We start from the raw sequence: 13,015 nt of genomic DNA, 5'->3' as shown, positions 1-13,015 counted from the left end.
GGCCGGGGCGGCGCGTGCCGCCTGCTTCAGTCAAGTCCCGACCTGTGCGGCAGCAGCGCCCGCGTCACGTCTGCCGCCGGCACCGCCCGGCAGCCGCTCAGGTTCTGCCCCGCCCACAGCGGTGAAAAGTCGCTCCGGCCCTGCGCCTCGGCCGCCGCGCGCAGCGGTGCCAGCGCGGCGCTGGCCCCCGGGAACGCTGGGGCGACCGGGTTGAGCGGGCCCAGTTCGCGCATCAGCCGGTTGACCAGCCCGCGCGCCGGGCGGCCGCTGAAGAGGCGGGTGAGGGCGGTGAGTGCGCCATCGGCCTGGGCTGCGGCGAGGGCGGCGCGGTGCACGGCGCTGGTGGTGGCCTCCGGGCACAGCAGGTAGGCGCTGCCGATCTGTACTGCCGCCGCGCCCAGCGTGCGGGCGGCTGCGACGCCGGCTGCATCGGCCACACCGCCAGCGGCGATCACCGGAATCTGTACGGCCGCCACGACCTGTGGCAGCAGCGCGAAGGTGCCCTGCTGGCTGTGCAGGTCATCGCTCAGGAACAGCCCCCGGTGTCCGCCGGCCTCCAGCCCCTGGGCGATGACGGCATCTGCGCCATGTGCCTGCAGCCAGCAGGCCTCGGCCACCGTGGTGGCGCTGGACAGCACCATCGCGCCCAGCGCCTTGACGCGCGCCAGCAATGCGGGCGCGGGCAGGCCGAAGTGGAAGCTGACGACGGCGGGGCGAAAGCGCTCCAGCACCTCGGCCAGGGCGGCGCTGAAGGGCGCGCGGCCAGGGCTGGCGGGAATGCAAGCCAGGTCCAGGCCGAGTTCGGCGTAGTACGGCGCCAGTGCGGCGCGCCAGCGGGCTTCGTGTGCTGCGTCGGGCTCGGGCGGGCGGTGGCAGAAGAAGTTGACGTTGTACGGCGCCCCGGCGCAGCCCAGCGCGGCCAGACGCGTCTGCAGCGCGATCAGCTCGTCATGCAGGCCTTGGGGCGTGAGCATGGCGGCGGGCAAGGCGCCCAGCCCGCCTGCGCTGCAGACGGCTGCCGCCAGCGCGTGGCCTTGCGAGCCGGCCATGGGTGCCTGCAGCAGGGGCAGGGGAGTGAGGGTCCAGCGGGTGTCCATCGTGCGGTCGATTTTCAGCAGGCCAGCGATTCGGTGAAGGGCAGCGGCGCGGGCGCCTCGCTGCGCAGCGCGTGTGCGTCCAGGCTGAGCGTTGTGCCGTTGGCGAACTGCAACTCCAGCGTCAGCGGACCCATCAGGACGGCGGGCAGCGGGATGTCGCCTTGCCAGCGCCCGGTGCGCTGCAGGCGCCCGTCGCGCAGGCGACCGAAGGCGTCGGTCAGTGCACCGGGATCTGTCGCAGGCGCCACGCCGGTCAGGTGCAGCACCAGGCTGCGGGCATAGCCTTCCAGGGGCGCTGCGCCCTGCTCATCCGTCTGGCGTCGGACGCAGGCCGCTGAAAAGCGCAGTTGCAGGTCGGCGCCGTCGGGCGTCAGGCGGGCGATTTCGCTGTCGGCCAGCAGCAGGGTGTCGGTGGGCATGGGGCAGATTCTGGCGGCTTGGCTATGCTGATGGCCCCTTTTGTCGATCTTGAAAGGCTCCGAGATGCCAGCCACCGCCTTACCCGACTTCAACCCGCAACTGGATCTGCGCCTGGAGCGCTTCGTGGATCTGACCCCTGCCCAGATGTGGGCGGCGTGGACAGATCCGCAGCACCTGCCGCACTGGTTCACGCCCCGGCCATGGACGGTGTCGGATTGCGAGATCGACCTGCGCCCGGGTGGCCGCTTCTACACGCGCATGCATGGGCCGAACGGGGAGGACTTTCCCAACGTCGGCTGCTTCCTGGAGGTGGTGCCCGGGCGCAGGCTGGTCTGGACCGACGCGATGCAGCCGGGCTGGCGGCCGTCGGAAAAACCGTTCATGACCGGACTCATCGACCTGCAGCCCGAAGGTGCCGGCACGCGTTACACCGCGATCGCCCTGCACCGCGACGAGGCCAGCCGCCAGCAGCATGAGGCGATGGGCTTCGAGCAGGGCTGGGGCGCGGCGCTGGACCAACTGGTGGCGCACATGAAGGCCGTTGCTGCCACGTGACCGCGGGCGGCAGGAATTGCTTCCTGCCGCCCGCAGCGTTTGTGATCAAGGCCGTGTGTGGCGGCCCCGGTGCGATTACTCGTCGCGGCCGCCGAAGATGCCCAGCAGCGCCAGCAGGTTCTGGAACACGCTGAACAGGCTCAGGTAGACGCCCAGCGTGGCGGTGATGTAGTTGGTCTCTTCGCCGTCCTTCACGCGCTTGAGGTCATGCAGGATGAAGGCCGAGAACACGCCGATGGCCAGCACCGACAGCGTGATCATCAGCGCGCTCGACTGGATGAAGATGTTGGCAATGCCCGCCACCAGCATCAGCAGCATGCCGATGAACAGGAACTTGCCCATGCCCGACAGGTCGCGCTTGATGACCGAAGACAGCGCCGCCATGCCCAGGAAGATGCCGCCGGTGCCGGCAAACGCCGTCATCACCAGGCTGGCGCCGTTGGCCAGGCCCAGCACGCTGCCGACCAGGCGCGACAGCATCAGGCCCATGAAGAAGGTGAAGGCCAGCAGCACCGGCACGCCGGCTGCGCTGTTTTTGGTTTTCTCGATCGCGAACATGAAACCGAACGCCCCCGCCATGAAGACGACCAGGCCGACCATGGGCGACATGGCCCGGCTCAGCCCGGTGCTGATGCCCAGCCAGGCGCCCAGCACGGTCGGCACCATCGACAGGGCCAGCAGCCAGTAGGTGTTGCGCAGCACGCGGTTGCGCTCGGCAGCAGTGGTGGAGCCGTAGACGTCGGTGACGCTGGACAGGGCAGAGTAAGCACGGTTCATGGAAGTCTCCTGCAGGGATGGGTGGCGGAACGAAATGAATGGACTGGAGTGTGAATGAAACCAGTGTCCGCGTCAGGCTGCGGCTTTCAGGCGCTTGCCGCGGGCGCGGATGTTGAGCGACTCCACCGCCAGCGAGAACGCCATCGCGGCGTAGATGTAGCCCTTGGGCACATGCACGTCGAAGGCTTCGGCCGTCAGCGCCATGCCGACCATCACCAGGAATGCCAGCGCCAGCACCTTGACCGACGGGTGCGCGTCGACGAAATCGCCGATCGACTTGGCGGCAAACAACATCACGCCCACCGAGGTAATGACGGCCGCCACCATGACGCCGATCTGGTCGACCATGCCCACGGCGGTGATGACCGAGTCCAGCGAGAACACGATGTCGATCACGCCGATCTGGGCCACCGTGCCCCAGAACACCTTCTGGCCGGCCGCAGCCGCAGCCTTGGCGTCAGCCGGCGAGCCGGTGTGTGCGGCAGGGGGGCCTGCTTCCTCGCGGGCCTCGACTTCCACGAAGATCTCGTGCGAGGCCTTGTAGAGCAGGAACAGGCCGCCCAGCAGCAGCACCAGATCACGCCCGCTGATGCCCTGGCCCATCACGTTGAACAGGTCGGTGGTCAGGCTCATGACCCAGCTCAGCGAGAACAGCAGCGCCAGGCGGCTGAACATGGCGAAGCCCAGGCCCATGCGGCGGGCCATGTCACGCTGTGCAGCCGGCAGGCGCCCCACCAGGATGGAGATGAAGATGATGTTGTCCACACCCAGGACGATTTCCAGGGCGGTGAGCATCGCGAAGGCGATCCAGAGGTTGGGGTCGAAGAGAAATTCCACGGTGTGTTCCGGTTGTAGTTGTCGCGGACTTTAAGGGCTTTCAATACTTCGCGTAAATTCGAAAATCAGGAAGAAAATATTCGAGAAAACCGCATAGTGGCGCCGACGATGAACTCCCGACTCAATTTCAAGCATCTTCACTACTTCTGGGCCACCGCCCGTGCCGGCGGCGTGATGCGCGCGGCCGAGCAACTGCACACCACGCCGCAGACGCTCTCGGGCCAGATCAAGCTGCTGGAGGTGCAGCTGGGTTGCGCGCTGTTCCGCAAAACGGGCCGGCGTCTGGAGCTGACCGAAGCAGGCCGCGCCGCGCTGGTCTACGCCGACCAGATCTTTGCGCTGGGCGCCGAGCTGGAGGCTGAGGTGCGGCCGTCAGGCGCCGTGCGGTCGGTCGATTTCCGCGTCGGCATTGCCGACTCGGTGCCCAAGGCGATGGCCTACCGGCTGCTGGAGCCGGCGCTCGACCTGCCCGGCGGCGTGCGGCTGATTTGCCATGAGGGCGAGTTCCGCGATCTGCTCGGCCAGCTCTCGGTGCAGCGGCTCGATCTGGTGATCGCCGACGAGCCGATGGGCCGCCAGCTCAGCGTCAAGGCCTTCAACCACCCGCTGGGCACGACGGCGATGAGCTTTTTTGCCACCGCTGCGCTCAAGCAATCGCTGCCGGGGGGCTTTCCCGGCTGCCTGGATGGCGCGCCGATGCTGCTGCAGGGGGCGGCGTCGGCTATGCGGCAGCGGCTGGAGGCCTGGCTGACGCGGCATCAGCTGCATCCGCAGCCGATTGGTGAATTCGACGACGCCGCGTTGATGAAGGCCTTTGGCGCCGAGGGCCGCGGCGTCTTCATGACCCCCACCGTGCTGGAGGCCGAGACCTGCGCGCAGTACGGCGTGCAGGTGCTGGGCCGCACCGAGGAGCTGGTCGAGGCCTTCTACGCCATCTCGGTCGAGCGGCGCATCACCCATCCTTGCGTGGTGGCCGTGACCCAGGCGGCGCGTCAGGCCCTGTTGCCGGCGTGAGTCCGGTCCCGGCGGCTCTCGCGCGGGATTGATTCTGGATAGACTGCGCAGCGCCGCCCGCCCCGTTGCGTCGCGCGGGCCCCCGATTCCTCATCGCTCACCCCATGCCCAAGAACATGACCTGCACTCCTTCTTCATTGCGCCCGGTTGTCGGGGCGGCCCTGGTGCTGATGGCCGTGCTGACACTGGCCGCGCCAGTGGTTCAGGCGCAGGCAGCTTCTGCGCCGGCCAAGGCGGCATTGACCGTCACGGTGGTCACGCCGAGTTCGGCCAGCGTGCCGGCGCTGCTGGCGGCCAACGGCAACATCGCGGCCTGGCAGGAGGCCAGCGTCGGTTCCGAGGCCAGCGGCCTGCGCCTGGCCGAGGTGCGCGTCGAGGTGGGCGAGCGCGTGCGGCGCGGCCAGGTGCTGGCCACCTTTGCCGGCGAAACGCTGCGTGCCGAGCTGGCGCAGTTGCAGGCGGCGCAGGCCGAGGCCGAAGCCAATCTGGTCGAAGCCGCTGCCAACGCCGACCGCGCCCGGGCCCTGCGCGACAGCGGCGCCATGAGCGCCCAGCAGGTCCAGCAGGCGCTGACGGCCGAGCAGACCGCCCGCGCCCGCGTCGCGGCGCAGAAGGCTTCGCTCGACGTGCAGCAGCTGCGCCTGGTCAAGACCCAGGTGCTGGCGCCCGACGATGGCCTGATCAGCGCCCGCAGCGCCACGGTCGGCGCGGTGGTCGGCGCCGGGCAGGAGCTGTTCCGGCTGATTCGTGGCGGCCGTCTGGAGTGGCGCGCCGAGGTGCCGTCGGCCGATCTCGCGCGCATCAAGCCTGGCCAGCGCACCACGCTGGTCACGCCGTCGGGCCGCAGCGTGCCGGGCACGGTGCGCAAGATTGCGCCCACGGTGGACGCGCAGACCCGCAACGGCCTGGTCTACGTCGACCTGCAGCCCGCGCCTGACAGCGATGCCCGCGCCGGCATGTTCGCGCGCGGCGAGTTCAGCTTCGAGGCCCGCCCGGCGCTCACGCTGCCGGCCTCGGCCGTGCTGCTGCGCGACGGCTTCAGCGTGGTGATGCGGGTGGGCGCCGATTCGCGCGTCAGCCAGGCCAAGGTCCGGGTGCTGTCGCGCGACGGCGAGCGCATCGCTGTCGAAGGCCTGGCCGCCGACGCCCGCGTGGTGGCGCGCGGCGCGGCCTTCCTGAGCGATGGCGACACGGTCAAGGTGGTGGCGCCATGAACGTCTCTGCCTGGTCCATCCGGAACCCGATTCCGGCCATCATGCTGTTCGTCCTGCTCACGCTGGCCGGGCTGATGAGCTTCAAGGCGATGAAGATCCAGAACTTTCCGGATCTGGAGTTGCCCACCGTCACCGTCAGCGCCTCGCTGCCGGGCGCCTCGCCGGCGCAACTGGAGACCGAGGTCGCGCGCAAGATCGAGAACTCGCTGGCCACGCTGCAGGGCCTGAAGCACATCTATACCAAGATCCAGGATGGCTCGGCCACCATCACGGCCGAGTTCCGCCTGGAGAAATCGACCCAGGAAGCGGTCGATGACGTGCGCGACGCCGTCAACCGCGTGCGTGCCGACCTGCCCGGCGACCTGCGCGACCCGACCATCAGCAAGCTCAACTTGTCTGGCGCGCCGATCCTGACCTACACCGTGGCCACGCCGCGCCTCGATGACGAAGCCTTGAGCTGGTTCGTCGACAACGACGTCACCAAGGCGCTGCTGAGCATCAACGGCGTCGGTTCGGTCGCCCGGGTGGGCGGCGTCACGCGCGAGGTGCGGGTGGAGTTGGACCCCGCTCGCCTGCTGGCGCTGGGCGCCACCGCCGCCGACGTGTCGCGCCAGTTGCGTGCTGTGCAGCAGGAGTCGTCCGGCGGCCGTGCCGACCTGGGCGGCGCCGAGCAGACGGTGCGGACCATCGCCACGGTCAAGTCGGCCGAGGAGCTGGCGCAGCTCGACATCCCGCTGTCCGACGGCCGCCGCATCCGGCTGGCGCAGGTCGCCCGCGTGGTCGACACCGTGGCCGAACGCCGTAGCGCCGCGCTGCTCAACGGCGCGCCGGTGGTGGGTTTCGAGATCACGCGCAGCCGGGGCGCGAGCGAGGTCGAGGTCGAGCAGGGCGTGCAGCGCGTGCTGGCCGAGCTGCGCACGGCGCATCCGGACGTCGAGTTCAAGCAGGCTTTCAACCTGGTCGACCCGGTGGTCGAGAACTACGACGGCTCGCTGGCGCTGCTCTACGAGGGCGCCATCCTGGCCGTGATCGTGGTGTGGTTTTTCCTGCGCGACTGGCGCGCCACGCTGGTGGCCGCCACCGCGCTGCCGCTGTCGGTGATCCCGGCCTTCATCGGCATGTGGTGGCTGGGCTTCAGCATCAACGTGGTGACGCTGCTGAGCTTGTCGCTGGTGGTGGGCATCCTGGTCGACGACGCGATCGTCGAGATCGAGAACATCGTGCGCCACCTGAAGATGGGCAAGAGCCCCTACCAGGCGGCGATGGAGGCGGCCGACGAGATCGGCCTGGCCGTGATCGCCACCACCTTCACGCTGATCGCGGTGTTCCTGCCGACCGCCTTCATGGCCGGCATTCCGGGCAAGTTCTTCAAGCAGTTCGGCTGGACGGCGGCGCTGGCCGTGTTCGCCTCGCTGGTGGTCGCGCGGGTGCTGACGCCGATGATGGCGGCCTACCTGCTCAAGCCCATCGTCGCCGGCCATGACGAGCGCGACGGCTTCGTCATGCGCCACTACCTGCGCGCGGCGGCGTGGTGCGTGCGGCACCGGCTGGTGACGGCCATCGGCGCGGGGCTGTTCTTCGTCGGCTCGATCTCGCTGGTGCCGCTGCTGCCCACCGGCTTCATTCCGGCGGACGACTTCGGCCAGAGTCAGGTCAGCATCGAGCTGCCGCCGGGCAGCACCTTCAAGGACACCTTTGCGGCGGCCGAGCAGGCGCGCGCCATCGTCAGCGCCAACCCGCACGTCAAGCAGGTCTACACCGCCATCGGCGGCGGTTCGTCGGGCGGCGATCCATTTGCGGCGGGTGGCGCGGCGGAAGTGCGCAAGGCCTCGCTGACGCTCACGCTCACTGCCCGTGCCGACCGGCCCGGCGTGCGCAAGCAGGTGATCGAAGGCGAGTTGCGCGACGCCATGCAGCAGCTGCCGGGTGCGCGGGTCAGCGTCGGCCTGGGCGGCTCGGGCGAGAAGTACGTGCTGGTGCTCTCAGGTGACGACGGCGTGGCGCTGCTGGAGGCGGCCCGCGCGGTCGAGCGCGACCTGCGCAGTCTGCCCAATCTCGGCAACATTGCCTCCACCGCCAGCCTGGTGCGGCCGGAGCTGGTGGTGCGGCCCGACTTCGCCCGGGCGGCGGACGCCGGCGTCACGTCGGCAGCCATGTCCGATACGCTGCGCATTGCCACCCGGGGCGACTACGACAGCGGCCTGCCCAAGCTCAACCTGGCGCAGCGCCAGGTGCCGATCGTCGTGCGCCTGCCGGATGCGGCGCGTCAGGACGCGGCGCTGCTTGGCCAGCTGGGCGTGCCCGGCAAGGGCGGCCCGGTGATGCTGGCCAACATCGCCACGCTCGGGCTCGAGAGCGGCCCGGCGCAGATCGACCGCTATGACCGCCAGCGCAACATCAACTTCGAGGTCGAGTTGAACAACCAGCCGCTGGGCGACGTGGCCGCCGCCGTGGCCCAGCTGCCCAGCCTGCAGCAGTTGCCCGCTGGCGTGCGCCAGACCACGCTGGGCGACGCCGAGGTGATGGCCGAACTCTTCGCCAGCTTCGGCCTGGCGATGCTCACGGGCGTGCTGTGCATCTACATCGTGCTGGTGCTGCTGTTCAAGGGCTTCATGCAGCCGGTGACGATCCTGGCGGCACTGCCGCTGAGCCTGGGCGGCGCATTCGTGGCGCTGCTGCTGACCAAGAGCGCGTTCTCGATGCCCAGCCTGATCGGCCTGATCATGCTGATGGGCATCGCGACCAAGAACTCGATCCTGCTGGTCGACTACGCCATCATCGCCCGTCACGCCGGCATGGGCCGCTTCGACGCGCTGATCGACGCCTGCCACAAGCGCGCCCGCCCGATCGTGATGACCACCATCGCGATGGGCGCCGGCATGATGCCGATTGCCTTGGGCCTGGGCGCCGACCCGAGCTTCCGCGCGCCGATGGCGGTGGCGGTGATCGGCGGGCTGATCACATCCACCTTCCTGAGCCTGCTGGTCATTCCAGTGGTGTTCACCTATGTCGATGATGCGGTGCAGCTGACGCTGCGCGGCGTGCGGCGGCTGCGTGGCACGCCGGCCGCAGCGGCCTCGAATCAAGGAGTGTCCCCATGAGTCATCTTGATGGGCCTGCTGCGCCGCTGTCGCGCCGGGCGCTGTTCGGCCTGGGGGCGGGTGCGGCTCTGGCGGTGCTGGGCCTGCCGGCGCTGGCGGCGCTGGCGGCCGAGACGCCGCCGTTCGCCACGCTCGATCTGGACTGGGTCGACGCCACCCGCGACCGCGCCGTGCCTTCGCGCCTGTACCTGCCGCACGCCTCGCAGGAACGCGCCGGGCCGCTGCTGGTGTTCTCGCACGGCATCGGCGGCTCGCGGCGCGGCTACAGCTACCTGGGCCGGCACATGGCCGAGCACGGCGTGGCCAGCCTGCATCTGCAGCACGTGGGCAGCGACCGCGACCTGTGGGCCGGCAACCCGCTGACGCTGGTGTTCCGCCTGCAGGCCGCCGCGCGCGAGGCCGAGGCGCTGGCGCGGGTGCAGGACCTGCGCTTTGCGCTCGACCGCCTGCTGGCCGACCCGAAGCTGGGCGAGCGCTTCGATGCAAACCGCATCGCCGGCGCCGGCCATTCCTACGGCGCCAACACCATGATGCTGGCCGCCGGTGCGCGCGTGCTGCGCCAGGGCCAGGCGCTGGCGTTGCGCGAGGAGCGCCTGAAGGGCGTGCTGCTGCTGTCGTCGCCGCCGTTCTACGGCGAGCCGGACCTGGCGGCGGTGCTGCGGCCGGTGCAGCTGCCGTCGCTGCACATCACCACCACCGAGGACATCATCACCATTCCCGGCTACGGCAGCCCGGCCAGCGACCGGCTGGCGGTGTTCGAGGCCATTGGCAGCCCGCGCAAGGCGCTGGCGGTGTTCCAGGGCGGGCCGCACAACATCTTCACCGACCGCACCACGCCGGGCGGGGCGGAGTTGAACGCGCGCATCAAGCAGGCCACACAGGAACTGGTGCGGGGCTTTGTCGACAGCCTGTTCCAGTCCGGTGGCCTGACCGAGGCCGAATTGGCGCCGTGGCGGGCGCGACACGCCGGGCTGCTGTCGCGCTTCGACCTGCGCAGCGTGGCCACCTCGGCCTGACGTTGCGTCTGTCATGCACCTGCCCCGCCGTCGCCGGCCCGAGTTCGAGCAGGAGCGCCACTTCGACTACCCGGCGCACCTGCTGCCGCTGATTGAAGACCTGCCGTCGGCGCCGGGCGTCTACGTCTTTCATGGCGAGGAGGGCGACCTGCCGCTCTACATTGGCAAGAGCGTCAACCTGCGCAGCCGCGTGCTGTCGCACCTGCGCAATGCCGACGAGGCGCGCATGCTGCGCCAGACGCGCCGCATCAGCCACATCCGCACGGCGGGCGAGATCGGCGCGCTGCTCTTGGAGGCGCAGCTGATCAAGCAGCAGCAGCCCGTCTTCAACCAGAAACTGCGCCGCAACCGCCAGCTGTGCTCGCTGCGGCTGCGCAGTGATGAGGCTGTCCGCCCCGAAGTGGTGCATTCCACCGACATCAACTTCGCCACCGAGCCGCACCTCTACGGCCTCTACGTCAGCCGCCACGCCGCGCTCGACGCGCTGCGCCTGATCGCCGATGAAGAGCGGTTGTGCCTGGGCGCCCTCGGCCTGGAAAAGCTCCCCGCCGGGCGGGCCTGTTTCCGGGCGCAGCTGAAGCAGTGCGCGGGCGTCTGTTGCGGCCATGAGAGCGCGGCGTCGCACCGCCAGCGGCTCTTCACCCGGCTCGAAGGCCTGCGCTTGGCCTGCTGGCCCTACCCGGGCGCGATCGGTCTGGTGGAGCAGCACGAGGCGCTGCGCCAGATCCACGTCATCCGCAACTGGTGCTACCTGGGCAGCGTGACCGAGGAGGCGCAGGCGGCCGCACTCGACGAGGTGGCCGCCGGCTTCGACGCCGACGGCTACAAGATCCTGTGCCGGCCGCTGCTGAGCGGCACGGCGGAGATCATGGCGCTCTGAGCGCCGCCGTGGCGGTTGAACTGGCGGCCGATCAGGCCTCGCCGCCGTCGGTCGACAGCGCTTCGACGCAGTGGTGCGGCGGAATCAGCACGCCCTGGTCGTTGGGCAGCGCTTCGATGTGGATCACCGGCGGGGCCGATTGCACGGTGCCGAAGATGGTGGCGAAGGCAGCGTCGGCCGCATCGCGCCCGGTGTCGAGCCGCACGAAGCCCATCGGAATGGCGGTGCCCGACGGATCGAACATGTACCAGCGGTTGCCCAGATAGGCCTCCACGTAGGCGTGGAAGTCGGGCGGGCCGAGGGCCGGGTCGGCGCCGAAATCGAAGCCGGTGGCAAAGCGGGCCGGAATGTTGACCGCCCGGCACAGCGCGATCATCAGGTGGGCGAAGTCGCGGCACACGCCCTTGCGGCTGGCGAGCGTGTCGCAGGCCGAGGTGATGCTGGTGGAGGTGTTGGACTCGAACGCCACGTGCCGGTTGACCCAGTCGCGGATCGCCATGACGCGGCTGTAGCCCTGCCAGAGCTTGCCGAACTCCTGCACCGCGAAGGTGTGCAGCCGGTCGGACTCGCAGTAGCGGCTCGGGTACAGATAGGGCAGCACGTGCGCGGGCAGGCCGACCACGGGCATCTCGCTGATCTGCTGCGGTGCCATGCGGTGGTGCGCAATGTCGACCGTGGCGCCGTAGGCCACCCGCAGCGGGCCGGTGAAGGCCTTCAGGCGCAGGTAGCGGGCGTGGGTGATGGCGTCGGTGTGGCCCTGCGGCTGCACGGCGCGGCTGAGTTCGAGCTTTTCACTCAGCACCAGCTGGTGGCGGGTGTGCGCGGCCTGGATGTTGAAGATGAAGTCGGCGTCCGGCCCCATCACCTGGTAGTTCAATTCCACCGAAAACTTCATGCGGACCATGACGAATCCTCGGTAGCAGTAGCGGTGGGGGTGGGCAGAAAACCTGCGCGGTGGGCGGGCGGCGGTGGGGTGCGGTTCGAGGCAGTGGAGTAGGGCATCTTGGTCGGTGGGTCGTGTCGTCTTGCGGGTTCAGGTCGGCAAACTGCCATTGAGGGCGCCCGACGGGTCTCGCACATTGTCAGGGTGTCCCGAGCGCCAGGCCTTGGGCGTGGTCCCGAAGTGCTCCCGAAACGTGCGAATGAAATAGCTTTGTGTGGCGAAACCACAGGCCCATGCAATCTCCTTGCCGGCCATGTCGCTTTCGGTCAACAAATGTGCCGCGCGCGCCATGCGCTGGCGGGTGATGTGACTGACCAGATGCTCGCCGCTGGCCTGGCGGAAGCGGTGCGAGAGGTAGTCGGCGCTGCAGCCCGATTGCTCGGCCAGCCGGCGCACGCTCAAGGCCTGGTCGCCCAGCTGGTTCTGGATCAGCACCCGCAGCCGGGCCAGCAGTGGCGGCTCGGGGCGGGTTTGCGCGGTGGTGGCGTCGTCCAGGGCGCGCTGGACCCCGGCCACGGCGGCCAGCACCAGCGCGCGGGCCTGCAGTGCGGCGGGGGTCGTGTCGACGGCTTCGACGTCCGCCAATGCCGCGTCGCCCAGCCAGCTCAGGATGCGCGCGGCCTGCGGGTGCTGGCGCGACTCCAGATGCTCGATGCCCGGCTGCCCCGGCGCGTGTTCATGCGCCAGGTGGCAGCTGAGCACCTGACCGTCGGCGTAGATGACCAGATTGCAGAACGGCGCGCCGCCGGCCCCGGCGCCCACGCTTTCGTGGTGCAGCAGGCGCGCTGGCATCAGCAGCGCCTCGCCGGGGCCGAGGTGCACGTCGCCCTCGGGCAGTCGGAAACGCGTCCAGCCCGAAATCTGCAGGAACAGCTCAGGCGCGAGGTGAAAGTGCCCCTCGCCCCGCGACACGCCTGCTGGCGCGGGCCGGTGCAGCGGCCAGCCGTCGCGGCCCAGCCCGTCGGCAAAGGCCTGCAGGTGGGCGCGCAACTGCTGCGCCAGCGCGGCAGTGAGCGCCGGACTGCGCTCGATCGCGTCTGCACGGGGCGCAGGGCAATCGGATCGGGCATCCAGGATTTTTGACATTGTTCGCAGTTTTCTGGCAGCGGTTGAACTTGGGCTCCAGGGGGGTTTTCCCCTAAGCTGACGGCTCTTGTCACC

At 69.6% G+C, this 13,015-nt stretch carries 12 protein-coding genes; 6 read left to right on the top strand and 6 right to left on the bottom strand.

What is annotated here, in order from left to right:
• Positions 1–26: 26 nt before the first annotated feature.
• Both AC5IG3_RS17870 and AC5IG3_RS17865 read right to left on the bottom strand, forming a co-directional pair.
• Positions 27–1,097, bottom strand: coding sequence for an NAD(P)H-dependent flavin oxidoreductase (locus tag AC5IG3_RS17870; protein ID WP_491907649.1), 1,071 nt, complete (start codon positions 1,095–1,097; stop codon positions 27–29).
• Positions 1,098–1,111: 14 nt separating this feature from the next.
• Positions 1,112–1,516 carry a hypothetical protein gene (locus AC5IG3_RS17865; RefSeq protein WP_491907648.1) on the bottom strand — a complete coding sequence of 135 codons (405 nt, stop codon included), beginning with the start codon at positions 1,514–1,516 and terminating at the stop codon, positions 1,112–1,114.
• Between the two features lie 64 nt (positions 1,517–1,580).
• Here AC5IG3_RS17865 and AC5IG3_RS17860 point away from each other — a divergent pair, with 64 nt between their 5' ends.
• A complete protein-coding gene (locus tag AC5IG3_RS17860) occupies positions 1,581–2,072 on the top strand; it encodes an SRPBCC family protein (RefSeq protein ID WP_491907647.1) in 492 nt (163 codons plus the stop codon).
• 75 nt (positions 2,073–2,147) lie between these two features.
• On the opposite strand, the gene AC5IG3_RS17855 is transcribed toward AC5IG3_RS17860, so the two are convergent.
• Both AC5IG3_RS17855 and AC5IG3_RS17850 read right to left on the bottom strand, forming a co-directional pair.
• Positions 2,148–2,849, bottom strand: coding sequence for a Bax inhibitor-1/YccA family protein (locus AC5IG3_RS17855; protein WP_491907646.1), 702 nt, complete (start codon positions 2,847–2,849; stop codon positions 2,148–2,150).
• A gap of 72 nt (positions 2,850–2,921) precedes the next feature.
• Positions 2,922–3,644: a TerC family protein gene (locus tag AC5IG3_RS17850; protein WP_491907749.1), complete on the bottom strand. Its 723-nt coding sequence runs from the start codon at positions 3,642–3,644 to the stop codon at positions 2,922–2,924.
• 150 nt (positions 3,645–3,794) lie between these two features.
• Here AC5IG3_RS17850 and nhaR point away from each other — a divergent pair, with 150 nt between their 5' ends.
• The 5 genes from nhaR (at position 3,795) to cho (ending at position 10,911) form a co-directional block, all read left to right on the top strand.
• Entirely contained in the window at positions 3,795–4,700 is a 906-nt protein-coding gene (gene nhaR / locus AC5IG3_RS17845) for a transcriptional activator NhaR (RefSeq protein WP_491907645.1), read from the top strand.
• Positions 4,701–4,804: 104 nt separating this feature from the next.
• Positions 4,805–5,914 carry an efflux RND transporter periplasmic adaptor subunit gene (locus tag AC5IG3_RS17840; RefSeq protein ID WP_491907644.1) on the top strand — a complete coding sequence of 370 codons (1,110 nt, stop codon included), beginning with the start codon at positions 4,805–4,807 and terminating at the stop codon, positions 5,912–5,914.
• Positions 5,911–9,015, top strand: a complete 3,105-nt coding sequence (locus AC5IG3_RS17835; RefSeq protein ID WP_491907643.1) for an efflux RND transporter permease subunit — start codon at positions 5,911–5,913, stop codon at positions 9,013–9,015. The genes AC5IG3_RS17840 and AC5IG3_RS17835 overlap by 4 nt, the downstream gene beginning before the upstream one ends.
• Positions 9,012–10,031: an alpha/beta hydrolase family protein gene (locus tag AC5IG3_RS17830; RefSeq protein WP_491907642.1), complete on the top strand. Its 1,020-nt coding sequence runs from the start codon at positions 9,012–9,014 to the stop codon at positions 10,029–10,031. The genes AC5IG3_RS17835 and AC5IG3_RS17830 overlap by 4 nt, the downstream gene beginning before the upstream one ends.
• 13 nt (positions 10,032–10,044) lie before the next feature.
• A complete protein-coding gene (cho, locus tag AC5IG3_RS17825; RefSeq protein ID WP_491907641.1) occupies positions 10,045–10,911 on the top strand; it encodes an excinuclease Cho in 867 nt (288 codons plus the stop codon).
• A 31-nt stretch (positions 10,912–10,942) separates the two neighbouring features.
• Here the strand turns inward: cho and AC5IG3_RS17820 are convergent, their stop codons facing one another.
• Positions 10,943–11,815, bottom strand: coding sequence for a transglutaminase-like domain-containing protein (locus AC5IG3_RS17820; protein ID WP_491907640.1), 873 nt, complete (start codon positions 11,813–11,815; stop codon positions 10,943–10,945).
• Between the two features lie 129 nt (positions 11,816–11,944).
• Complete coding sequence (locus AC5IG3_RS17815) at positions 11,945–12,940, bottom strand: helix-turn-helix transcriptional regulator (protein ID WP_491907639.1); 996 nt, start codon at positions 12,938–12,940, stop codon at positions 11,945–11,947.
• Between the last annotated feature and the right edge of the window lie 75 nt (positions 12,941–13,015).

This window comes from Leptothrix sp. (in: b-proteobacteria), from assembly GCF_965250675.1.
GTDB lineage: Bacteria > Pseudomonadota > Gammaproteobacteria > Burkholderiales > Burkholderiaceae_C > Sphaerotilus.
The sequence above is the reverse complement of the archived record's forward strand: the minus strand, read 5'-3'. Positions and strand labels throughout refer to the sequence as shown.